The 21,450-nt window shown below is 68.6% G+C and carries 22 protein-coding genes and 7 pseudogenes; 12 read left to right on the top strand and 17 right to left on the bottom strand.

What is annotated here, in order from left to right:
- The first annotated feature begins 226 nt into the window (after positions 1–226).
- Positions 227–1,341, top strand: a pseudogene (locus tag OG819_RS56685) (IS630 family transposase).
- A 45-nt stretch (positions 1,342–1,386) separates the two neighbouring features.
- Here the strand turns inward: OG819_RS56685 and cpt are convergent.
- From cpt to OG819_RS56650, 7 genes are all read right to left on the bottom strand, one after another.
- Positions 1,387–1,917: a chloramphenicol phosphotransferase CPT gene (gene cpt / locus OG819_RS56680; RefSeq protein ID WP_266652468.1), complete on the bottom strand. Its 531-nt coding sequence runs from the start codon at positions 1,915–1,917 to the stop codon at positions 1,387–1,389.
- 97 nt (positions 1,918–2,014) lie between these two features.
- Positions 2,015–2,224 carry a hypothetical protein gene (locus OG819_RS56675; RefSeq protein WP_266658052.1) on the bottom strand — a complete coding sequence of 70 codons (210 nt, stop codon included), beginning with the start codon at positions 2,222–2,224 and terminating at the stop codon, positions 2,015–2,017.
- A 411-nt stretch (positions 2,225–2,635) separates the two neighbouring features.
- Positions 2,636–3,487 carry an alpha/beta fold hydrolase gene (locus OG819_RS56670; RefSeq protein WP_266658050.1) on the bottom strand — a complete coding sequence of 284 codons (852 nt, stop codon included), beginning with the start codon at positions 3,485–3,487 and terminating at the stop codon, positions 2,636–2,638.
- Between the two features lie 99 nt (positions 3,488–3,586).
- Positions 3,587–4,441 (bottom strand): alpha/beta fold hydrolase, encoded by an 855-nt coding sequence (locus tag OG819_RS56665; protein ID WP_266658048.1) that lies wholly within the window; start codon positions 4,439–4,441, stop codon positions 3,587–3,589.
- A gap of 240 nt (positions 4,442–4,681) precedes the next feature.
- The gene (locus OG819_RS56660) at positions 4,682–4,825 is read right to left on the bottom strand and encodes a hypothetical protein (protein WP_266658046.1); all 144 of its coding nucleotides are present in this window, start codon (positions 4,823–4,825) and stop codon (positions 4,682–4,684) included.
- 248 nt (positions 4,826–5,073) lie between these two features.
- Positions 5,074–5,781 (bottom strand): alpha/beta hydrolase, encoded by a 708-nt coding sequence (locus tag OG819_RS56655; protein ID WP_266658044.1) that lies wholly within the window; start codon positions 5,779–5,781, stop codon positions 5,074–5,076.
- 223 nt (positions 5,782–6,004) lie between these two features.
- Positions 6,005–6,847, bottom strand: coding sequence for a helix-turn-helix transcriptional regulator (locus tag OG819_RS56650; RefSeq protein ID WP_266658042.1), 843 nt, complete (start codon positions 6,845–6,847; stop codon positions 6,005–6,007).
- A gap of 422 nt (positions 6,848–7,269) precedes the next feature.
- On the opposite strand from OG819_RS56650, the gene OG819_RS56645 reads away from it, so the two are divergent.
- A complete protein-coding gene (locus OG819_RS56645) occupies positions 7,270–7,770 on the top strand; it encodes a hypothetical protein (RefSeq protein WP_266657208.1) in 501 nt (166 codons plus the stop codon).
- On the opposite strand, the gene OG819_RS56640 is transcribed toward OG819_RS56645, so the two are convergent.
- The 3 genes and pseudogenes from OG819_RS56640 to OG819_RS56630 all read right to left on the bottom strand — a co-directional run.
- Entirely contained in the window at positions 7,685–8,644 is a 960-nt protein-coding gene (locus OG819_RS56640) for an IS5 family transposase (RefSeq protein ID WP_266657206.1), read from the bottom strand. The genes OG819_RS56645 and OG819_RS56640 overlap by 86 nt on opposite strands.
- 144 nt (positions 8,645–8,788) lie before the next feature.
- A pseudogene (locus OG819_RS56635) lies at positions 8,789–9,067 on the bottom strand (PP2C family protein-serine/threonine phosphatase); the annotation flags it as partial.
- Positions 9,066–9,242 (bottom strand): annotated as a pseudogene (locus OG819_RS56630) (PAS domain-containing protein); the annotation flags it as partial. The pseudogenes OG819_RS56635 and OG819_RS56630, both read right to left, overlap by 2 nt.
- A 444-nt stretch (positions 9,243–9,686) precedes the next feature.
- Between OG819_RS56630 and OG819_RS56625 the strand changes: the two are divergent.
- Positions 9,687–9,935: a hypothetical protein gene (locus OG819_RS56625; protein ID WP_266658040.1), complete on the top strand. Its 249-nt coding sequence runs from the start codon at positions 9,687–9,689 to the stop codon at positions 9,933–9,935.
- A 396-nt stretch (positions 9,936–10,331) separates the two neighbouring features.
- Here the strand turns inward: OG819_RS56625 and OG819_RS56620 are convergent, their stop codons facing one another.
- Both OG819_RS56620 and OG819_RS56615 read right to left on the bottom strand, forming a co-directional pair.
- Positions 10,332–10,982, bottom strand: coding sequence for a carbonic anhydrase (locus tag OG819_RS56620; RefSeq protein ID WP_266658038.1), 651 nt, complete (start codon positions 10,980–10,982; stop codon positions 10,332–10,334).
- Between the two features lie 338 nt (positions 10,983–11,320).
- Positions 11,321–11,684, bottom strand: a pseudogene (locus tag OG819_RS56615) (L-threonylcarbamoyladenylate synthase); the annotation flags it as partial.
- On the opposite strand from OG819_RS56615, the pseudogene OG819_RS56610 reads away from it, so the two are divergent.
- Positions 11,636–11,911: pseudogene (locus OG819_RS56610) on the top strand (sortase); the annotation flags it as partial. The pseudogenes OG819_RS56615 and OG819_RS56610 overlap by 49 nt on opposite strands.
- 9 nt (positions 11,912–11,920) lie before the next feature.
- On the opposite strand, the gene OG819_RS56605 reads toward OG819_RS56610, so the two are convergent.
- Entirely contained in the window at positions 11,921–12,124 is a 204-nt protein-coding gene (locus tag OG819_RS56605) for a hypothetical protein (protein ID WP_266658129.1), read from the bottom strand.
- A 1,153-nt stretch (positions 12,125–13,277) separates the two neighbouring features.
- Here OG819_RS56605 and OG819_RS59035 point away from each other — a divergent pair.
- The 3 genes and pseudogenes from OG819_RS59035 to OG819_RS56595 all read left to right on the top strand — a co-directional run.
- Positions 13,278–13,664 (top strand): annotated as a pseudogene (locus OG819_RS59035) (Tat pathway signal protein); the annotation flags it as partial.
- Positions 13,665–13,704: 40 nt separating this feature from the next.
- On the top strand, positions 13,705–14,247 hold the full coding sequence (locus OG819_RS59030; RefSeq protein ID WP_323139500.1) for a hypothetical protein: 543 nt from the start codon (positions 13,705–13,707) through the stop codon (positions 14,245–14,247).
- 8 nt (positions 14,248–14,255) lie between these two features.
- Positions 14,256–14,486 (top strand): hypothetical protein, encoded by a 231-nt coding sequence (locus tag OG819_RS56595; RefSeq protein WP_266658034.1) that lies wholly within the window; start codon positions 14,256–14,258, stop codon positions 14,484–14,486.
- A 105-nt stretch (positions 14,487–14,591) separates the two neighbouring features.
- On the opposite strand, the gene OG819_RS56590 is transcribed toward OG819_RS56595, so the two are convergent.
- Both OG819_RS56590 and OG819_RS56585 read right to left on the bottom strand, forming a co-directional pair.
- Positions 14,592–14,927, bottom strand: coding sequence for a DUF4259 domain-containing protein (locus tag OG819_RS56590; protein ID WP_266658032.1), 336 nt, complete (start codon positions 14,925–14,927; stop codon positions 14,592–14,594).
- A complete protein-coding gene (locus tag OG819_RS56585; protein WP_266658030.1) occupies positions 14,915–15,358 on the bottom strand; it encodes a DUF4259 domain-containing protein in 444 nt (147 codons plus the stop codon). The genes OG819_RS56590 and OG819_RS56585 overlap by 13 nt, the downstream gene beginning before the upstream one ends.
- A gap of 381 nt (positions 15,359–15,739) precedes the next feature.
- Here OG819_RS56585 and OG819_RS56580 point away from each other — a divergent pair, with 381 nt between their 5' ends.
- From OG819_RS56580 to OG819_RS56565, 4 genes are all read left to right on the top strand, one after another.
- Positions 15,740–16,021 (top strand): hypothetical protein, encoded by a 282-nt coding sequence (locus OG819_RS56580; protein ID WP_266658028.1) that lies wholly within the window; start codon positions 15,740–15,742, stop codon positions 16,019–16,021.
- Positions 16,022–16,113: 92 nt separating this feature from the next.
- Positions 16,114–16,851: a flavodoxin family protein gene (locus OG819_RS56575; protein ID WP_266638379.1), complete on the top strand. Its 738-nt coding sequence runs from the start codon at positions 16,114–16,116 to the stop codon at positions 16,849–16,851.
- Positions 16,852–17,011: 160 nt separating this feature from the next.
- Positions 17,012–18,256, top strand: coding sequence for a molybdopterin-dependent oxidoreductase (locus OG819_RS56570; protein WP_266658026.1), 1,245 nt, complete (start codon positions 17,012–17,014; stop codon positions 18,254–18,256).
- Positions 18,257–18,270: 14 nt separating this feature from the next.
- Positions 18,271–18,795, top strand: coding sequence for a hypothetical protein (locus tag OG819_RS56565; RefSeq protein WP_266658024.1), 525 nt, complete (start codon positions 18,271–18,273; stop codon positions 18,793–18,795).
- A gap of 35 nt (positions 18,796–18,830) precedes the next feature.
- Here OG819_RS56565 and OG819_RS56560 read toward each other — a convergent pair.
- Together OG819_RS56560 and OG819_RS56555 are read right to left on the bottom strand one after the other, a co-directional pair.
- A pseudogene (locus tag OG819_RS56560) lies at positions 18,831–19,171 on the bottom strand (SAM-dependent methyltransferase); the annotation flags it as partial.
- A gap of 342 nt (positions 19,172–19,513) precedes the next feature.
- Positions 19,514–20,572, bottom strand: coding sequence for a CdaR family transcriptional regulator (locus OG819_RS56555; RefSeq protein ID WP_266638377.1), 1,059 nt, complete (start codon positions 20,570–20,572; stop codon positions 19,514–19,516).
- A gap of 249 nt (positions 20,573–20,821) precedes the next feature.
- Between OG819_RS56555 and OG819_RS56550 the strand changes: the two genes are divergently transcribed.
- Positions 20,822–21,433, top strand: a complete 612-nt coding sequence (locus tag OG819_RS56550) for a hypothetical protein (RefSeq protein WP_266658022.1) — start codon at positions 20,822–20,824, stop codon at positions 21,431–21,433.
- Positions 21,434–21,450 lie beyond the last annotated feature (17 nt).

The raw sequence follows: 21,450 nt of genomic DNA, 5'->3' as shown, positions 1-21,450 counted from the left end.
CACGGTCAGCCCGAGACCGGGTCGCCGAATCGGCCGGAGGTCAACGGCATGGGCATGATGGGGAAGACGGTCCGGCCGGGGGACAGCGGCGAGGAACAGCAAGGTTGGACCTGCAGCGTCCTTCCTAGTGCTCTGACCGCGAAGGTTCACCGGGTTGCCGTTCGCGGTGCGGGACTTGCGCGCGGTTGGATGTGTACCGACATCCAATCTGGTGCGTGGAGGCGCGGTGGCAGAGCCAGTCAAGGTCCGCAGACTGACCGACCAGGAAGGGCAGAGGCTTCAGCAGATCGTGCGCCGGGGCAGCACCAGTACGGTGCGCTACCGGCGCGCGATGATGATCCTGGCCTCGGCCGGAGGTAACCGGGTTCCGGTGATCGCCCAGCTGGTCCAAGCCGACGAGGACACGGTGCGCGATGTGATCCACCGGTTCAACGAGATCGGCCTGGCCTGCTTGGACCCTCAGTGGGCGGGAGGCCGTCCCCGCCTGCTCAGCCCTGACGACGAGGACTTCGTCATCCAGACGGCCACCACCCGCCCCCGCAGACTCGACCAGCCCTTCACCCGCTGGTCCATCCGCAAACTCGCCGCCTATCTGCGCAAAGTCCACGGCAGGGTGATCCGCATCGGCCGTGAGGCTCTGCGAATGCTACTGGCCCGCCGCGGGGTCACCTTCCAGCGCACCAAGACGTGGAAGGAGTCAACCGACCCCGCCCGCGACGCCAAGCTCGACCGGATCGAGCACGTCCTGGAGCACTTCCCGGACCGCACGTTCGCCTTCGATGAGTTCGGCCCGCTGGGCATCCGGCCCACCGCAGGATCCTGCTGGGCCCAACGCGGCCGGCCCGACCGGCTGCCGGCGACCTACCACCGCACCCACGGCATCACCTATTTCCACGGCTGCTACTCCGTCGGTGACGACACCCTGTGGGGCGTCAACCGCCGCCGCAAAGGCACGGCCAACACCCTCACGGCCCTGAAGTCGATCCGGGCCGCCCGCCCCGACGGCGCCCCGATCTACATCATCCTGGACAACCTCTCCGCCCACACGGGCAACAAGATCCGCCGCTGGGCGAAGAAGAACAAGGTCGAACTGTGCTTCACCCCGACCAACGCCTCATGGGCCAACCCGATCGAAGCGCACTTCGGACCGCTGCGACAGTTCACCCCTCGCCAACTTCCACCACCCCAACCACACCGTCCAGACCCGCGAGCTGCACCGTTACCTGCGCTGGCGCCGCCCGCCACCCCGACTTGCTGGCCGCCCAACGCCGCGAACGCGCCCGGATCCGCAGCGAGAAGGGCATCCGCTGGGGACGACGACCCCTGGCAACAGCGGCCTGATCATCACGGCGCCCCGGTCATAGCGGCAGACAGCCGCGCTGTCGATCACCTGACACGTGCGGCGATGGCCCGTGCGCACTCCATCGACTCGGCATGCGTGGTGTCCACCTCCAGGTCATAGACCACGCCCCGGTGGACCACATCCGCCTGGGACACGGCCATCCCGATGACCCGATCGCCTCGTGCGACCTCACGGCCTGCGGCAACCGCACCGTCACACCGGACGCCGACCCACAGCACCCGCAGGTCACGCAAAGTCTTCTGCCACCGCTGCTGCGAGTCCGCTCCGCCGAGGAAGACCTCATCGACGATGACCCGGGCGCCCGCACGGGCCATCGCGGCGACTCCCTCGATCCATGCCGCTTCCAGCGTCCGGAACTCCGGCCCGACGACCACCTCTCCGTCCGGAGCGAACTCGATCCCCGCATCCGACGCCTGCATGGACGCGGGCATCGCGTCAACCAGCGTGTCGGTCCCGAGAGCCAGCCACGGATCCGGCAGCACCGCCTGCAGACACCGGGCGATCCCGGACTTCCCGGAGCTGGAACCACCGTTGAGAACGATCACCTCAGTCATCACCGCGCCACAGTAGAGGCACCGCAGCAACCCCCGAAACGGATTTCCGCGAACGCTGCCGCCTCCTACAACCCGGTGAACCTTCCCGGTCAGAGCACTAGTGGTCGTGTCCGCGGTGGAAGTGCGTGGTGAGGATGTTGGGCTTCGCGTCGAGGACGAAAGCGGCGCTGAGGACGTAGAGCCTGGTGCCGCGCAGGGCGACCGAGGTCGGTCCCTGCAGGCCGTCCTCGCCGGTGAGGATGATCGAGTGGCTGCCGTCCTCGGGGTGGATCAGCGCGATCCCGTTGGCGATGTTGAGAGCGCCCACCACGTCGTCGGAACGGCCGACGAAGTCGTCGAGGAACGGGAACCCCGTCGCTCTGGTCTGCGCTGCCGCGGATGTCGATGAAGTTGCTGAACGGATGGGCTTTGAAGGCTTGGGTCACTGCCTCCCGGATGTCGCGGTAGTACCCGACCTCGAACTGAACGTCGGCACGGGAGCCGATGTCTCCGTCAGGCGACCGTCTCGGTCGGGCGCGGGAGCGCGCGGCCCCTCTCCTACGTAGACGAGGGTGGCGAAGACTCAGACCTCGACCCAGTACGAGCGCTCCGAGAGCTTCTGCAGGACGAAGGGATCAGTCATGGTGCGCCTCGCCGCCCGTGGTCGATGGGAAAGTGGGGAGGGCTCAGAGCGAGTCCGCGGCGACGTGCGGCGCTGACGAGTTCCTCGGTGGGGGACCTAGGAGTCCAGGAACTTGTGCACGTCGGCCGCGAAGGACGGCGCGTGCTGGAAGAGGAAGCCGTGGGCGGAGTCCGGGTACAGCTTCACGAACGCGTCGGGAATCAGGCTGGCGGTGAGGTGCGAGTACCAGGGAAGGATCATCCGGTCGTCGTCGCCGTTGGCGATGAAGACCGGATGTTCGATCGCGGCGAGCCGCTGGAGCAGCCCGAAGTTCGGCGTTCCCCACTTCAGGACCGCGTCGTACTGGGCGTTCCGGGTCTGCCAGGTGGTCTGTTCGTCGCGTCCCTCGGTCCGGGCGTAGATCCTGCCCAGGCACCGCTCGCCGGCGGCCCGGCTTGCGGGCGAGTCGGTGAAGAACCCGTGGAGGTAGCCTTCGGCGTCAGTGGTCGGCTCACCTACCGCGCCGATGATGTCGGGTGCCCAGCCGTGCATGCCGGGTGCGCCCTGGGGCGCGGTCGAGGCCAGGACCAGCTTCGCTACCAGCGACGGCCTCATGAGTGTCAACTCCTGCGCGATGAAGCTGCCGATGGAGAACCCGAGCAGGTCGATCCTGTCGAGGCCGAGCGCCTCGACGAAGGTGATCGCGTCGTCGGCCATCTGCGCGAACGTGGTGGGAGTGGATCCGGTCGTCGCGGCCACTCCCACGTTGTCGAAGGCGATGACGTCGCGCGAAGCCGCCAGCGCGTCGATGAGGTCGGGGTCCCAGTTGTCGAGGTTTCCCCGGAAGTGCTGCAGGAGGACCAGTGGGCGGCCGCCCTGGGGACCCAGGCGTCGGTAGACGTAGTCGACTCCGTTCGATCCCTCGGCGGTCGTGGTATTGACGTCCAGGTATTTGATGCTGTGCTCCATTGCCGTTCCCATCTGTGTGGCTTGGCGGCGGGGACGGGGTGACGGGGCGCGTGCGTACTTCCCCTCTCGTCACCCCCGGAAACTCGGGGCCGGGCGGTGTCAGGCCGCCGAACCCACTCGGGCGTACTCGCCGGCGATCCAGTCGGCGATGACCGCGCCGTAGTCGGCCGCGCTCTGCTCCCAGGGGAAGTGCCCGGAGTCGAAGCTGGCCAGGCGGCTGTGCGGCAGCCGCTCGTGCAGGTACGTGCCGTTGGACGGCGGCACGAGCTCGTCGTGTTCGGCGTTCATCACCTGCACCGGGGTGGTGATGAACGGCAGCAGTTCACCCACCACCGGCAGTTCCACGGGGTAGGCACGCACGTAGCGCGCGGACTCGGCGAACCTGCCGTCCTCATAGGCGGTGACGTAGTCCTCCCAGACCTCAGGTTCCCCGGTGCGAGTTGCCGCAGGCTCCACGGCGGCGCCTACCGAGGTGCGGCTGTCGAAGTCCTTGAGGAAATCGGTGTCGGGAGCCGCGATCATGTCGGCGAGGGCGCCTGACACCTCGAGCGGGTACGCCGCCCCACCGCTGCCGACGATGACCGAGGCCACCGACCCGGGATGGCGGCCGGCCAGGAACAGCGCCGCGCCGGTCCCCACGTCCGGGGCCAGCAGGTGCGGTGTCTCCAGGCCCCAGCCGCCGATCAGCTCGTGCAGAAACTGCGCCATCGCCGACGGCGTGAACAGCTCGGTACGTCCCTCGGAGTGTCCGAACCCCGGCAGGTCGATGGCCACCAGCCGGGCCACCGGCGCCAACTGGTCCCAGATACGCCGGAACGCGAAGAGGCTCTCCGGCCACGGGCTCGTCATGAGCAGCGTCGGCCCCGACTGCTCGCCGGTGTCGACGAAGCGGATCGCCAGACCGTCGACCGACCTGGTCTGGAGGGCATGGCCGGCCAATGCGGTAGTCGTCATGCTGTTCATCCCTTTCGAGATCTTTCTTCCTTGAGGCATGCGTGCGGTCGTCCGAGTTGTCATGCCAAGGTCTGCTTCAATCAGATCACCGCGTCCCCCGGCCTCGACATCACGTGAACAGGTGAGGCGGGGTGGGCGGGCGGGGACGGTCGAAGCCCGAGCACTGCCGGGGAACTCGCTGATGGGTCGGCCGGCGCTCTCCCTGACAGCGGGTTCGAAGGGGGTGATGCAGACCAGGACCTAGACATGCGGGTCCCTAGCGGTGGCCTCGCTGAAGACGTCGTAGCCGACGGTGGCCGGCTCACATGTCACCCCACCGAACCCGGACGCGTCGGCGAACACGCCGAGTACGAACACGGCCGTGGGGCTGGGGGAGTCGGACATGGGACGACGGATTCGAAGTCGTACTCGAGCATGTGGTCCATGGCGTCGAAATATGCGGGCACATGCGGGGAGAAGAGGAGGTGGATGAACAGGTTTCCCGGCGGGTGCCAGCCGCCCTTGCCCGCGATCAGCCTTTCTCCAGGTTCGGGGGTGCGTCCACGACGACGCCCCGCTTCGGCACCAGGAACATGTGAATCCTCTTCCGGTCACCGCTTCCGTTTCCTCCCCCGAACAATTGAGGGCTGCGGTCAGGGGGCGGGGCGGAGTTGTTCGGCGATCCAGGACGCCGCGAACCTCGTCCACGTGGCCGCGTCGCCGGCGCCCTCCGCGAGTCCCAGGCTATGAGGGCCGTGGGCGTACACGTGCGCGGTGTGCGGGACGTCGTGCGTGGCCAGGGCCGCGGCGAGGCGGTAGGTGTGCTCGGGCGGGACGTAGATGTCCTCGGCGGTGTGCCAGAGAAAGAAGGGCGGCGACGCCGCGGTCACCAACGCATCGAGTGAGGTCGCGCGGCGCAGTTCCGGCGAGGCGTCCTCGCCCAGAAGGATCATCCGCGAAGGCCGGTACGTCTCGGTCTCCATCGACGTGATCGCGTAGCCGAGGACAGCGAACTGGACTGACTCGCGTGGGTCATCGGTCGGTGCCAGGGCCGCCAACCCCGCAAGATGTCCGCCGGCCGAGAAGCCGACCACTCCGATACGGTCAGCCCCCTGCTCGCGTCGACGCCGGATCTCAGTACGCAACGCCAGAAGGGGCGCGGGATGCCGCACGTTCAGCGGATACCGGAAGACGCTGGTCGACAAGCCCAGCCCAGAGAGCCATGAGGCGATCGGTTCCGCTTCGTGCGCCGCGTGCGCCGCATAACCGCCACCGGGCAGCACGATCAGGTGGACCGCTGAGGACCGAACCCCGCTGGCACGTCCGCGAGTTGCTTGTGCTGTGTCACGCTGATCGCTCACGGACAACCTCCTCCTGCCGCCCGCGGACGCCGCGACCGGCCCTCATCCGCAAGGTTGCACCAAGGTCATCACCACACGGAGCTCCTCGCCATCACGCGAACAGGTGAGGCGAAGCGCCGGCCCCCTCAGACGGTCCTCGTCCCATCCTTCGCGGACAAGGCGCCGGACCGCGCCGGATCAGCCTGACGCGGTCCGGCGCCTCAGGGCGAGACCCGGCCGCGCTTCACTCTCCCATGATCTGGGCGTGGTACTGGCTGCTCAGCTGGGCCCGGGACCGTACGTCGAGCTTGGCGAAGATGGACCGGGCGTGGGTGCCGACCGTGTTCGTCGACACCCTTAGCTCGGCGGCGACTTGTTTGTTGGAGTACCCCGTGCCTATGAGGCGGGCCACCGTGCGCTCGGCCTCGGTCAAGGCCGCCCACCCGACTGCCGTGCCGGGCTCGGCGGCCACCCAACCGGCGCGCCGGACGCCGGCCTTGCGCAGCGCCTGCTGGACGCGCAGCATCGGGCCGACCGCGCCGCACTGCCGATACGCGTCCCAGGCCTGGTCCAGCTGTGTGATCCCGTCAGCACGCTGCTGCTCGCCGAGCAGGTGTTTGCCCAGGTCCTCTCGCGCCCCGGCCAGGAGCAGCGGACGGGGTCCGGTGGCCAAGACGTCGACGGCGTGGCGGAGCAGGTCACCGTCTCGCCCGGCCACGCCCTGGATGTGTGCCGCGATGCCTTCGAAACTGGCCACGCCGGGATTCCTGGCCGCGCCGGTCTCTGCCAGCGACTGCACCTCTTCGAGGAACACCGCGTCGTCGTCGGCGACGCCGATCCTGGCCAGGATCGGCAGCCAGCCCGGCTTCCAGGGCCAGGCGTCGCGTTCGGCGTGGGCCGAGCGCACCAGAGGCGACACCAACCGGATCGCGGCGGCCGGCTCGCCCGCGGCGGCGGTCAGCCAACCGCGGGTCAGCAGTAGCGGCGGGGCGTGGTCCTCGTCGGCGGGGGTCGGCCCGTTCCCGTCGAGGGCGAGCTCCTGATGGTGGTGATGCGACGAGCGGCGATGGTCACGGTTTCTTCCCACGGACGACGGACAACGCGAGGGCCTGACGACCCTATGGGGAATGGCAAAGCTGCCAAGCGGACCCCGAGTGAGCCGCGTTACTGAGGTGGCTTCCGGCAGTCCGACATCACGCTTTCAAGTTCAGTGGTTCTAGAAAGTGTCCAAACGTATCCGCCGTGTGCGGTGAGCTGTCGAGAGAGCTGTCGAGAGGCCGCGTAGGGTCATAGGCGGATGACGATGAGGGCGATGTCGTCGGCGGCACCCCCTGTGACGTCGAGACGGGCCAACAGTGCGTCGGCCAGCTGCTCAGGGGCGAGGGCGCTGCCCTTAGAGGGCTTCTCGAAACCGAGTGTGGTGGCTGAGTTTGTGCTGTTCAGGCGTGATGCCGGGGCGGGTGAGGTAGGTCCGGTGCGTCCGTGGAGGTGGCGTGCTGGAGGTGTGTGATGGCGTCGGTGTTGGGGCGGCTGGAGGAGCGGGAACGTGCGGCCCGGCAGCGGGTGGAGGAGTTGCAGGCCGAACTGGAGGCGGCGCAGTCGGAGTGGGACGAGTGGCTGATCGCCCGCAGGCGAGTCGGCGAGGTGTGGGACGCGGGTGAGACCGCAGGCCAGGAGGCTGTGGCGGGGAAGACGCCGGAGGAGAACAAGGCCAGGACGCCGTCGGCGGTGAAGCCCGGGTCGCTGGTTCCGGTTTGGCGAGAGGGGTTGTCGGCCGAGGTGCTGGCGCCGGAATATCAGCAGGTCATGGGCCTGCTGGCCGAACGCCGCGTCACCGGCGGTCAGCCACTGAACTGCCGTGAGATCACTGCCTTGTTGGGGTTGGATGTGGTTCCGGCGAAGATCGAGGGCGTGCGGTGCAGGCTCAAGCGACTCGTTGCGCGGGGATGGGCGCACGAGCCGGCACCGGGCCGGTTCGCCTGCGGTGATGGCCGAGACGGCGGGTCATGACCATGGTCATCGACCACAGGATCATCGCTTCCGACGACGCGGGCAGCCGCTCGTAGTCGCGGGCGAGGCGCCGGGAGCGGGTGAGCCAGGCGAAGGTCCGCTCGACGATCCACCTTTTGGGCAGCACGACGAAGCCTTTGTGGTCGTCGCTGCGGCGGATGACGGTCAGTATCAGGTTCAAGGCGGTCGCGCACCAGCCCACGAGCATGCCGGTGTATCCGCTGTCCGCCCACACGCGTCTGAGCCGGTGATGCCGTGTGGTGGCCTGGGCCAGGAGGTTCTGGGCGGCGTCCCGGTCCCCCGTCGAGGCGGGGGTGACCATGACCGCGAGGATCAGGCCGAGGGTGTCCACCACGATGTGCCGCTTGCGCCCTTTGATCTTCTTCCCGCCGTCATAGCCGCTGGTCGCGGCCTCGACGGTGGATGTGCCTTTCGCGGACTGCGAGTCGATCACTCCTGCCGTCGGCTCCGCCTCCCGGCCCTCCGCTTCACGGGTCGCGGTGCGGAGCCGGTCGTGGAACTCGCCGATCAGCCCCTGCTTGCGCCAGCGGGTGAAGAACCGGTGCACCGCCTTCCACGGCGGGTAATCGGCAGGCAGCGCAGGCCACTTCACGCCGTTGTCCACCACGTACCGGATCGCGTCGAGTATGTCTCGGTGGCAGTACTCCTCCGGCCGGCCACCCCGGCCCTCGGCCCACGCGGGCTTCGGGATCATGTCGCGGACCGCCGCCCACTCCGCGTCCCTCATGTCGGTCGGATAGCCGTGCCCGCCGGACGGATTGTCCGCGGCGTTGCCGTACGTGTGGGCGAAGCAGTCGCACGCCCGGGTGTCCCAAATGGACTCTTTCGCAGCAGACAGATACAACTGCGGCAACAGGGCCTCCCGGTGAGCAGTGGCGTAGACACCCTCTGTGCTACCGAGAGGCCCTGCCTTCATGCCCCCACGCGGCCACAATCACCTGAACAGCACACCCGTACGGAACCCCCAACCCAACACTCGGTTTCGAGAAGCCCTCTTAGCCAGGGCTGTGGTCAGGCGTGCCAGGCTGGCGTCGATGTCCTCGTCGCGGCGCTCGATGAGACCGTCGGTGTACATCACGAGGGTGTCCCCTCGGGTGTAGGACAGGCCGGCCTGGGGGCGGGGGACATGGTGGGGGCGGGCGGCGAGCGGCGGATCGGTCGCTTGGTCCAGCAGTTCGCAGGTCCCGTCGGAGTGGAGCAGGACGGGGGGTGGGTGTCCGGCGCTGCTGTAGATGATCAGTCTGCTGCGGGTGTCGATGAGTACCTTGACCGCGGTCGCGGTTTTCCGGCAGGGCGTCGAAGAAGTACTTTCCGATCAGCTGGTCTCTGGTCAGGCCGGTGGTCTGCAGGTATGCCGTATTGACGTAGCGGACTACCAGGTCCGTGTCCAGTATTAGGTACGGGCTTGGTGTGGCGTCGAAGAATGCCGTGAAATCAGTGTCCGCTGTCATCACGCGCTCTCCGTAGCATGCGAGCGCGGCTGCCTGCACTTCCAATCTACGCGCGCTCCAGCGGCCGGGCTCTGGAGAGGAGCAAGACGTCAGTGCAGGGCCGTATGGCTGCGCCTGTATCCACGCAGGTCAAGCAGCGGCCCGCTGGCAGAGTACGCAGGCGGGGCACGGCTTTACTGCCGCTTCGCATGTGCCCTGACGACGCTGGCGGCACGTGTCTTGGACATTCGCACACTGGTCGCCAACTGCTGCTGACCCCTCCGACGAACGCTGCCGCTGAAGGCGAACGAAGCCACCCGGGCTTTCCCGCCGGGCGATGATCCAGAGGCTTGGCTTGGCTTGGCTTGGCTTGGTTTGGTGCCGGCTGGTCACGATGCGGCGGCGGAGGGGACACGAGCTGGTTCGAGACCGTGGCCGCTCGCTGGCGTTCGTCGTTGGTCCGGCATGAACGCGGCGAAGGATGAAGAGCCCGGTGTGGTCTTCGCTCAACTCACCGGCGCCTACTGGCTGGACGACCCCGGCAGCGATTGCCTCTGGTGCGGTGCGTTACTGGGGATGCGCAGCGAGCAGCGGCATTCGTCGACGGGCGCGGGCCATGGCATCGCTGGCCGGTTGGTTCGGCTACGGATGGTCATAGTGCCGGTCGCTGCGCTCACGGTCGTGGCTGCGGTGGTGGTGGGAGTACTTGCCTGAACCGTGCCCTTAACCGTGCTCTTTTGCCGGACACGGGAGCCTCCGGCCGAGCGGGAATGGCGGACACCACCAGGCTCGGCACCGCCGTGATGACCTACGTGACCGCGAACACCCGCACCAGCAGCCGGTGCGGCGGGCCCGCCGCACCACGCACGTCCAGGCCCCGCACGAGTGGAACAGGCCGCCCGGCCGGGCCGGCACCGGCATCTCCGCCGGAAGCCGAACCGGTCCCAGCCGCTCGGCCTCGGCGCAGCCGTGCTCCAGCAAGAGGGCTCCGGTGCCGGTCAAACGGCGGCTGGGTTGGCACCACCGCCTCCGGCCGACCGAAGGAGCCTACGACCGCAGCGGTCGTCACCAGCACTCATTGGCAGGGCAGCCGCGCCGCTCCCTCTCCGCTCAGGCGCCCAGGCTTGGGGCAGCTTCGTCGGTCGGAAGACCTCGGGCGGTGACGAGGCGGGCACTGCCGTCGGCCAGCCGGTAGGACAGGCCCACCACGGCCGTCCGTCCGGTGGTGACCTGGTCGGCGAGTACCCGGGAGCGGTCCAGGAGGAGGTCGACAGTGTGCCGTATGTGCTCGGCGATGATGTCGTCCTCCTGGGTGAGCCCGGCGGCGCGGGCGGCCAGGACGCTGGGCGTGACGCGCTCGATGACGTCGCGCACGTATCCGGTGGCGCCCAGGCCGTCAGTCAGGGCGGCACGGGTCGCCGCGACGGCGCCGCACGAGTCGTGGCCCAGCACGACGACCAGCGGGCAGTCCAGGACGCTCACTCCGTACTCGATGCTGCCCAGCACCTCAGCCCCGGCCACGTGGCCTGCGGTGCGGACCACGAAAAGGTCGCCCAGACCCCTGTCGAAGATGATCTCCGCAGCCAGGCGTGAGTCGGAGCAGCCAAAGAGCACGGCAAACGGGCGCTGGCCGGGTGCCGTTGCGGCGCGGCGCGCGGCGTCCTGGTTCGGGTGCTGTGGGGAGCCCGCGACGAAGCGCTGATTGCCGGCCAGCAGCAGGTCGAGGGCTTCGGACGGCGTCAGGTGCGGGGTGTCAGCCATGGCCGCAGGTTACGTCCAGACACTGCGTACTACACCGCAGGGGTTCGCCACACCAGGCGCGGGTGCGGCGGCCACGGGCCGGGGACTGTCGCGCTTCGGGCACGCCCAGACGCGCTGAGGCTGTGGCTTCTAGCCGCAGCCTCAGCGCGCGGCGATTCCGGTCTCTCTGGTAAGAGTAGTTGCCACTGGTTGGCGCGCCGCCTGCATGCTGTTCACCGTGCACGGCCACGCTGTCCCCAACGAGTCGATTGCGCTCACGACGCCCGCCGAACGGGTGACTCCCGCAGGCAGGGTGCGCCACCCTGTTCCCTCACCAGGCCGGGTCGGAAGCAGTCCCGTAGGTCGGGGATCACGGTGCTCGGGCCCTCGGCGCTGATCGCGCCCGCACGCTTGAGAATGGGGACCGGGCCGGTGACGTCCACGATCGAGGAGGCGACGGCGGCCGCTGTGGATTTGCCGTCCAGGCAGACGGCGACCGAGTTGCCGAGCATGTGCTGGGCGGCATCGCGGTTCTGCGGGGACGGCTGCCGGGTCACGTTGGCGCGCTCGAGACTGCCATCGGCCCGGACTGAGCCAGCAGATCAAGCGTTACGGGTGGGGCGGCGTCCGGACGGCGACCGTGCTGTGGGTGTCGCTGAGGTCCTAGGCCGGCGATGTCCGGCGGCGGGCGACGCGGGTCGGCCCTCCCGGCCAGAACGGTGCCGCAGCGGGTCGTCATCCCCTCCCCTCGGCGTGTCCAGCGAGCGCAGAACCCTGATCTGGCGGGCTGGTACGAACCGGGCACCACCCCCGGGTCCCAAGGGCCCGCGGTGATCGCCGGACATGTGACCTGGAGCGGTGCGGACGCGGTCTTCAAGAAGCCGAAGACGATGAAAGCCGGCGACACCGTCGAGGTGGAACGAGGGGACGGGAAGACGGCCACGTTCACCGTGGACCGTTCAGGCGGCAAACCCGCCGATGCCGTCGACCGTGATGACGAGACCGAGCACGGTCACGACGGCCGCGGAGACCATGGGCAGCCATTGCACCAGCTGGGCGGACCCACGCTGACGGAGACCAGCAAGGCTGGTGCGGGGGCTCACCATGATCAGGCCCAGGCCGACCAGGACGCCGGCCAGACCGAGGCTGAACGCGGCGATCATGGTCAGGCCCAGAGCGTGCGGCCCCGGCCGATGGCCAGCAGCAGGACCGTCAGTGCCTCGGGGCAGGGGATGATTCCCCCGGACATGCCTTTCGTGGCGATGCCGCGCAAGGGGGTGGGCATGACAGCCGGGTGATGGTGATGGTGCCCCCCGCCGTGGCTGCGACTGTGGTCGTGGTGGTTGTGGTCGTGCACGTCACTGTGGTCGTGGCTGTTTGCCGCCGCCCGTTGCCGCCATCTGCGCTGCTACAGCCGCGTGCCCAGGAACAGGATCGCGGCCCCGCTGGCGCCCTGGAGCGCTGGCACCAGCCTGCCGGGGTGTGCTCTGGGCGCCGACCCGATAGGAGGCGAGCAGAGCCTTGCCGTGACCGGGGGCCAGGGCGTGGAAGGCGCCGAGGAGTGGTGCCGAACGCCACGGCGGCCGTGAAGTCGAGGGTGACGGAGCCTCCGGCGGCGGCTAGCAGCGCGTGGTCCGGGTATGTGGTCTCGTTGAGCGTGGCAGAGATTTTGCGACCGCCTGCCCGCAGTGTGAGCGCCGCGCTGATCCGCTTGGCGTCCTGAGTCTTCTCGGCCGCGCTCAGCGTCCCGTCGCCGTTGGTGTCGAGGGCCTTGGCGAAGGCGGGCGCCAGGTGCGGTAACACGTGGCCCCCTGCTGAGGGGGTGAATGGCCGTGCCGGGCCACGCGGCCTTGTGTCTGACGAAGAACCGGCCATGGCATCGCGTGTCCGCTCTGCAGAGCATGAAAGCTGTCAACAATCACGTTGGCAAAGGGCCTGGGATGATTCGTGGGAGATGCACAGCCCTCCTTGCCCACAGACAGGGATCGATTTCGTTCGATGAGTTGCGCGAGAATCACAGGCTTAGAGCAGTCTCTATGGGTTGGCAAAAGAATCCCTGAAATTGTTGACGATAATGTCGCCCGCGAATTGAGTTGGCTGCCGAGATCGAGATAAACGCTCGTGAAGCTCACGCGGAGGAGACACGAAATGAGGCACGAAATGAAGCGCAGAGCCCTGATCAAGGGAATCGTCGCAGCCGCACAGCCGTACCGGCAGCGGGGATCACCAGCAACGCGTACGCGTTAGGCACGACCAGGTCGTCCAACTCGACCACGTCCGACTCCCTGACCCTTCGACCCCGACGCGTACACCGAGATCACGACGACGATCTCCACGGACGACGGCGACAAGGAGGTCCTGTTCTACAACGCGATCGGCGGATATCTCCCCTCCTCGGTGTCGTCCGCGACAGGCGTGAGCGGCACGCTGGGAGAACTGGCACTCGCGGCCGGGTACGTCGTGGTGCAGCCGGGCGCGCGGGGCCGGACCCTGGTGAACTCCAGCGGTGAGTACTACGGCACCGCGCCGGCGGCGATCGTGGACCTCAAGGCCGTGGTCCGGTACGTGCGTTACAACGCGGGCACCATTCCGGGCGACACCGACAAGATCGTCACGGCCGGGACCAGCGCCGGCGGCGCCCTGTCGGCCCTGCTGGGAGCCTCCGGGGGCGCCAGCTCGCTGTACGACGACTACCTCAGTGAGCTCGGCGCTGTCGACGCCGACGACGTGGTCTACGCCACCGGTGCCCTGGTGCCCCATCACCGACCTGGAGAACGCCGACGGCGCCTACGAGTGGTGCTGGGGCACCAACGTGCTCAGCACCGGCGAGGAGGTCGACCAGGACGTCTCCGCGGACCTGAAGGCCCTGTTTGAGACGTACCAGGCCTCGCTCGGCCTGACGGCGGACGACTACGGCACCATCACGACGGACAACTGCGACGACTACCTGCTGGCGACCTATCTTCAGCCGGCGGCCACCACCTACCTGACGGACCTGTCGGACTCCGAGCGGACCTCCTACCTGTCCTCCAACACCTTCATCGCCTGGGACGGTTCGTCGGCCACGTTCACCTGGTCCGACTACCTCGACCACGTGGGGGCCCGCGGCAAGGACGCCCGGGCCTTCGACGCCTTCGACCTGTCGGCCGGCGAGAACAACCTGTTCGGCATCGACACCACCGAGGCCCGGCACTTCACCGACTACAGCCTGGCCAACGACACCAGCGGCACCAGCGGCACCAGCGGCACCGTGCTGGACAGCGACATCCCGGCAAGCTCGAGATGATGGACCCGATGTACTTCATCGGCGAGTCCAACGACAGCCAGGCCAAGTACTGGTGGATCCGCACCGGCACCAAGGACACCGACACCTCGCTGACGATCGTCGGCAACCTGGCCCTGAGCCTGGAAAACCTCGGGGACGACGTCAACGCCCTGATGTACTGGGACGCCGCCCACGGCGCCGACGAGGACCCGGGCGACTCCATCACCTGGATCGGCGACGTGACCGGCTACACCAGCTAGCGCCGTGACCACATAGGCACGCTGTGGACGGAGGTGGAGGTCGTGTGCGCCTCCCCAGGTCGTAGCACTTTGCCCGGGAGAACCCGAAGGCCCTGGAAGCGTCCTTCACTTCCAGGGGTCCTGGCTCAGCTTGTGTGGTCGGTCACTTTGAGCCACCAGTTCTATGTCGAAGAGGGCATCCGCCTGCGGCGGGTTCGGAGGGTCGAGGACGTCATGCAGGTGGTTGATCACCTGACGCCGTTTCGGACCGTTCGAGGCTTCGTCCCATAGCTCGGCAAGTTCGGACGGCTCCGCGACTACCTGGTCCAAGGCGTCGAGGGCCAGCATTTTGAGGTCGGCAGACAATTTCGGCATTGGTTCCGAAGGACCGTAGTTCGGGCAGGTCGGTTCACCACCCGGACACTGCGCGACGATCAGGGCAGCAGCGGCTACAGCCAGCATGGCGTCGGGGTGCCGAGGTGGTCCGTGGTATCGGCGGCGCGTTTGAGCGCGCTGCGGACCAGACTCTCGCGTGCCTTCATTGCCACCTCGTCCAAAGCGATGGCGAAGTCTGCGGCATCGTCGTCGTCGAAAGGGCCGACGTCCTGTCTGACCGCGTCGGGCCAGTCCGGCAGGCACTCGCCCTGACGCTCTGTGAGCATGGTCGCGAAGGAGCGGACAGGGCGGGTGAGGGCGCCCAGTTCGGGGCAGTGGGCACGGACGGTCTTGAGCCGGAGCTGTTCGGTCTCGGCAAGGGGTTCCGGGCGGCTGAGGATCCACCCGGCGACCGCCCAGGGCGAGGGCGGCCGTGCCGTTACTGGCTGCGGTGAAGTGCGCTTTGGGCTCAAAGAGGCGCGGACGCGCTGGTAGCTGCCCTTGTAGCCGAGCGGCACGATCGCCTCCCGCAGGCCGCGTCTACCCCGAAGAGGCGATCCAGGCGCACATGGCCTTCCTGGGCCGCCGCAGGTCCCTCTGCCCGAGCGAGGAATACCGGGTCCCCACCGACGAGGAATGGCAAGAGTTCCTCGGCCACTTTGAGCGGCGCAAAGTCTCCATCGGAGCATGCGGCCGCACGTTCGGCACCTCCTGCATCCACGAACACGCCTGCTTCTCTGAACTTCGCTGCCTGTGAGCTTTGTTGGTCGTAGTCGCGAGCGGTCAACGTCGTGAAATGACTCGGAGGGGATGGCTGCCGATCCCGCTTTCCCTTGATCACCGCCGCCGCGTCTGACTAGGTTTGACGCCGACAACCGACGATCAAACAGGTGGGGCGTATGGCGGGTTTGGGTGACCTGGTGCAACTGCTCGGCCCGCCACCGGTCCGGCACCCATCCCCTGATGACTGGGCCGAGGTCGAGGGCTATGTCGGCTCGGCGCTGCCAGGCGACTTCAAGGCGTTCCTTGACGCCTATGGCACTGGCGCGATCTGCGGAGAGCTGGTGGTCTTCCACCCCCGAGGGTCCAGCCCGTTGCTGGATCGGATGCGGAAGATCCACGAATCGTTCGGCCAGTCGTGGCGACGTGACTCGGACAAGTACCCGCATTCGGAGGCGTAGTGGTGGCGTCTGCGACGGTCGGCCCGCACGCTGGATCCAGATGTGGACATGCCGCCGCGCACCGTGCGGCGGCGGGGCTCTGGGAGGACCGTGTGACCGCTTTGCCGCCCGCCACCGATGCACCGCCGGCCCGGTACGACGACCTGCGTGCTCTGGTGATCAACTGCACTCTCAAGCGCTCGCCGGAATCGAGCAACACCCAGGGACTGATCGACCGCAGCACCGCCGTCATGGATGCGCAGGGAGTGCACGTTGATGTCGTACGGGCGGTGGACCACGACATCGCCACCGGTGTGTGGCCCGATATGACGGAGCACGGCTGGGAGACGGACGCCTGGCCGGACCTCTACCAGCAGGTCCTGGCGGCCGACATCCTCGTGTTGGCCGGCCCTATCTGGCTGGGCGACAACAGTTCCGTGATGAAGCAGGTGATCGAACGCCTCTACTCCTGCTCCAGCCTGCTGAACGAGGCCGGACAGTACGCCTATTACGGGCGCGTCGGCGGCTGCCTGATCACCGGCAACGAGGACGGCGTCAAGCACTGTGCCATGAACGTCCTTTACAGCTTGCAGCACCTGGGCTACACCATCCCTCCCCAGGCGGACGCCGGATGGATCGGCGAGGCGGGCCCCGGCCCCTCGTACCTCGACCCCGGCTCCGGCGGTCCGGAGAACGACTTCACCAACCGCAACACCACCTTCATGACCTGGAACCTGCTGCACCTGGCCCGGGCGTTGAAGGATCTCGGTGGCATTCCCGCATACGGCAACCAGCGCACCGCCTGGGACGCCGGCTGCCGCCGTGACTACGAAAACCCCGAGCACCGGTAGGAACGCGACGCACTACGCACAGCAAGAAGACCTGGTCTTTGACCGAAGACCTGGACTTTGACCGGCGTAGCGCCCGGCGGCGCGGCCACCGGGGTGGACGTCAGAGTTTTGTCATGGTTTGCGGACCCGTTCGGGAGAGCACTCGGCCTACGGTCGGGACATGCACAAGCCGGAGCTCCCCACCTCACCCACGTTCTGGCGCAGCTCCGTGCGTGGCCCCTGGTTCACCTCGGTGCTCGGCGTCGTCCTGCTCGGCGGGATCACCGTGTTGTTCGTGACGGGTCTCGTGTCGTACGCCGCCTACAACCCGAACCTGGCACCGGTGAACGACATGACCTCGGACAAGGGTCTGCTCGGCTTCTACCTCTTCTCCTGGCCCACCACCCCATCGTGGTTGTACCGCCTCACGCAGGGCGTCCACGTCACGCTCGGGATCGCGCTGATCCCCGTGCTGCTGGCGAAGCTGTGGTCGGTCGTGCCGAAGCTGTTCACACTGCCGCCCGCCCGGTCGCTCACGCACGCGCTGGAGCGGATCTCGCTGCTCCTACTGGTCGGGGGCGCCCTGTTCGAGTTCACGACAGGTGTGCTGAACGTCCAGCTCGACTACCTCTTCCCGGGCTCCTTCTATCCGCTGCACTTCTACGGGGCCTGGGTGTTCTTCGCCGCGTTCGTGGCGCACGCCGTGCTGCGAGTACCGGCGGCGATCCGCAATCTGCGCCACCTCCGGGACGAAAACACCACGGAGGAAGGGGAGTTGGTCTCGCCGGACCCCACCCCGCCCACCGTCTCGCGGCGCGGCGCACTCGGGTTCGTGGGCGGCGGATCGCTGGTGCTGCTCGCCACCACGGCGGGCCGCAGCTTCGACGCGCCGCTGCGGGAGACGGCCGTCCTCGCGCCCCACGGCGGCTCCGAACCGGGCTCCGGCCCCGGCGGCTTCCAGATCAACAAGACGGCCGCGGCGGTCGGCATCGACATGCGGGAGACGAGCGAGGAGGCATGGCGGCTGGTCGTCGAAGGGCGCGGGCGCACGGTCCGGCTGAGCCGGGACGAGTTGCTGAAACTCCCGCTCCGCAGCGCCGCGTTGCCCATCGCCTGCGTGGAGGGCTGGTCGACCTCCGACCAGTGGTGGCGGGGCGTACCGCTGCGGGACCTGGCGCGGCTCGTCGGATACGAGGAGGGCGCGGCGCCTGACGTACTGGTGGAGTCGTTGCAGCGGCACGGGGCGTTCCGGCACGCGGCCCTGCGCTACAACCAGGTGCGCGACCCGCGCTCGCTGCTGGCCCTGTTCGTCAACGGCGAGGATCTGACCCCCGACCACGGTTACCCCGCGCGGATCATCGTCCCCGCGGCGCCCGGCGTGCTCAACACCAAGTGGGTGGCCCGGATGACGTTCGGAGACCTGTGATGCGACGACCTGTGATGCGACGACCTGTGACGCGACGACCCGTGACGCGTCGGCCGTTCGGGAAGCCCGTTCTGGGCAGTCCGTTCCAGATCCTGCTGCTGGCCTGTTCGTTCGCGCTCGCCGGGTACGCCGGGGTGCGGCTGCTCGCCGGGGACTGGTTCGGGGTGGTGCTGTGGTTCGTGGGGGTGGCGCTCCTGCACGATCTGGTACTGGTGCCCTTGTATGCGGGGGTGGACCGGGCCCTCACACGGGGGTTGGACGCGGTCGGCCATCGGGAGTGGACGCTCTATGTCCGGTTCCCGGCGACCTTCTCCTGTCTCCTGCTGTTGATGTGGTTTCCGCTGATCAGTGGGCAGGTGTCGGACCTCTACCGCTCCGACACCGGTCTGTCCGGCGACGGCTTCCTGGCCCGCTGGTTGCTGGTCACGGCGGTGTTGTTCGGGGGTTCCGCCGTGCTGCTCGTGCTGCGCTCGCGGAGGTCGGCGCGGTCGGAGCGGTTGCGCAGGGCGACGAACGAGCGGCCCCCGGCCGCCCACTGAGCGTCTCGGCGCCGGCCCGCTTGGCGGGCGTATCGTAGGAGGGCGGTGTCCCAGGGGCCCTCACCAGGGAGCGCCTCGAAGACGGACCGGCGCAGCGCCCGCCTGCCGAGCCACACGGTGTGGGCGACGGCCGCCTCGCTGACGGCGATACCCAGCGCTCGTCGCCCCTGCGCGGCGAGCGCCGCCACGGGCCGGCCGGGCCCGCGTCCCACGTCGAGGACGACCCCTTCGCACCGCCGCGGTACCTCCAGATCCGCCGCATCGGCCTCGGCGCACCACCGTTCCACCTCCAGCGGCAGCAGCGGGCGTCGGTACTGCGGAGGTAGAGGGGACCACTGCCGGCGCGCAGGGCGGCGGAGTAGGGGTCGCCGGACCAGGGGGGGTGTCGTCGGACGGTGCGGGGGACGCGCGTGCGACGGGTTGGTGCGGTCCGCTCGACGAGACCTTGCTGCGGGTGATTCGTGAAGCTCAGAGCCTCGCCAGTTCCGTGGCGAAGCGGCTGCCGGGCGGTGCGACGGCGGCGTCACACCGTCGCCTCATCGTCCTACCGGGTGCCCGACGCATCCGGAGCCGGGTCCAGGGTCCCCGCGATGGACCGACCTGGAGCCCCTGTTGACGTGCGTGGGCGGTGTCCCCGCCCACGGAAACCAGGGCTCGGATCGGGACGCGGGCTGTCGTCTGGACGCCCCGAACCCCGACTACCGCTGAGCCGACCGGGTCAGAGGCTCTGGGCGGGCCAGTTCAGCAGTCGGGCGCCGATGACCGCGGTCTGGAGCGTGTAGCGGTGGGCCGGGTCGGCGGGGTTGGCGCCGGTCAGCTTGTGGATGCGTTCCAGGCGGTAGGTCAGGGCGCGCACGCTCAGGGAGAGGCGGCGCGCGGCCTCGGCGGCGACGCAGCCCGAGTCGAAGTACGCGGTGAGGGTGTCCAGGAGGTGCTCGGCGCCGCCGCGGGCGGTGGTGAGCGGGCCGAGGGCGTCGAGGACGAGGTCGGCCATGGCCTGGCGGTCTCGGGTGAGGACGGGGTAGACCAGCAGGTCGGCGGCGCGCAGCACCGGGTCGTCGAGTTCGAGGCGTTCGGCGAGTTCGAGGGTGTTCAGTGCCTCTTCGTAGGACTGGACGACCCCGCCGGGGCCGGGCTGGGGGCGGCCGATGGCGACGAGTCCGCCGTCCGAGGCCGCGTACGCCTGCTTGGCGAAGTAGGTGAGGACGTCGTCCTGGTCGCCGGGCGCGACGCACAGCATACGGCCGTCCTTGGTGGTGAACAGAATGTTGCGGTCGCCGAAGCGCGCGATGAGGGACTGTTCCACCTGTCGTGGCACTACGGCGCCCTCGTCATAGGCGGTCGTGCCCTGCGCGACGGCGACGGCGTGCGCGTGGGAGAGGCGCAGGCCGAAGCGCTCGGCGCGCTCGGCGAGGCGGCCCAGGTCGCTGCGGCCGTAGAGGAGGTCGTCGATGAACTCGCGGCGCGCCGCCTCCTCTTTCCGTACGGCGAGGAACTGTGCTCGTTCGTAGCCCTCGGCGAAGGCGTCGATGACCTGTTGGATCGCGGCAAGTGTGCTGTCGACGGAACCGGGCGTCGCGGGCAAGGCGGCGCGGGCGGCGGACAGGTGGGCGCTGACGAGGGCGCGCAGGCCGTGACCGGCGTCGGCGGCCTGTTCGCCAAGGGTGCGGCGTGACTCGATCTCGTCGCGGGTGAGGCGCCGGCCGGTGGCCGACACCTCCGCCAGGATCAGGGTATAGCCCTTCAGATACTGCTCAGGTATGTCGTGCCCCGTCACGTCGTCCCCCGGTTTCTTGACGGCCCGGTGACGACTTCTTAGCGGCGACCGGCATGCAGACCCTAATGAACACTGCCGGGAACCGGCAATGCGCTGGTCGGTACCTGACATGCACGATGTGCGCAGGGGAGCACAGTGGATGCTTTCGGTGCCGGACACCTGGGTGGTGTCCGGCACCGAGAGCCGGAGGGGAGCCGTGCGCCACCGAAACAGGTCAGCAGCACAACACGACGAGCGGGGGGTGGGGGCATGTGGTCGTTTCTCGTGGCTGTCAGCGGCTTTCCCACCATCCTGTTCACGGCCGCGCTCGTCGTGGTTGTCGGCTTCTGGCTGCTGGTCGCCGTCGGAGCGGCGGAGTCGCACGGCTTCGACGGCCACGTGCACTTCGACGCCTGGGGGATGGGCGGGGGGGTCACGGTCGTCTTCTCCCTGGCGACCGCGATCGGCTGGTTCCTGAGTCTGAGCGCGACCGTCCTGCTCGATCCCCTGGCGTCCTCCGGGGTGGTCCGCGGGCTGTCCGGGCTGGTGGTCCTGGCGGGGGCACTACTGATCGCCTGGCGTGTGACCCGCCTGCTCGTACGACCGTTGCGCCACCTCTTCCCCGATGAACCGGGGCCGTCCCGGCTGGACTTCGTGGGACTTACCTGCACCATCCGCACGGGGCGGGTGGACGTCGGCTTCGGCCAGGCCGAGGTCGCGGCCAAGGACGGCTCCACCGCGGTGGTGCAGGTGCGCCAGACCGCGGACGAGGTCCTCACCAGCGGCAGTACCGGCCTGTTGTACGCCTACGACGAGGTCGGCGAGTTCTTCTGGGTCGCGCCGTACGACACGGCGCTCGACCCGCGGGGCCACGGCACCTGAGTCGCTCGCGCCCGCTG

The sequence above is a fragment of the Streptomyces sp. NBC_01549 genome (genome assembly GCF_026339955.1).
Classification (GTDB): Bacteria; Actinomycetota; Actinomycetes; order Streptomycetales; family Streptomycetaceae; genus Streptomyces.
The sequence above is the reverse complement of the archived record's forward strand: the minus strand, read 5'-3'. Positions and strand labels throughout refer to the sequence as shown.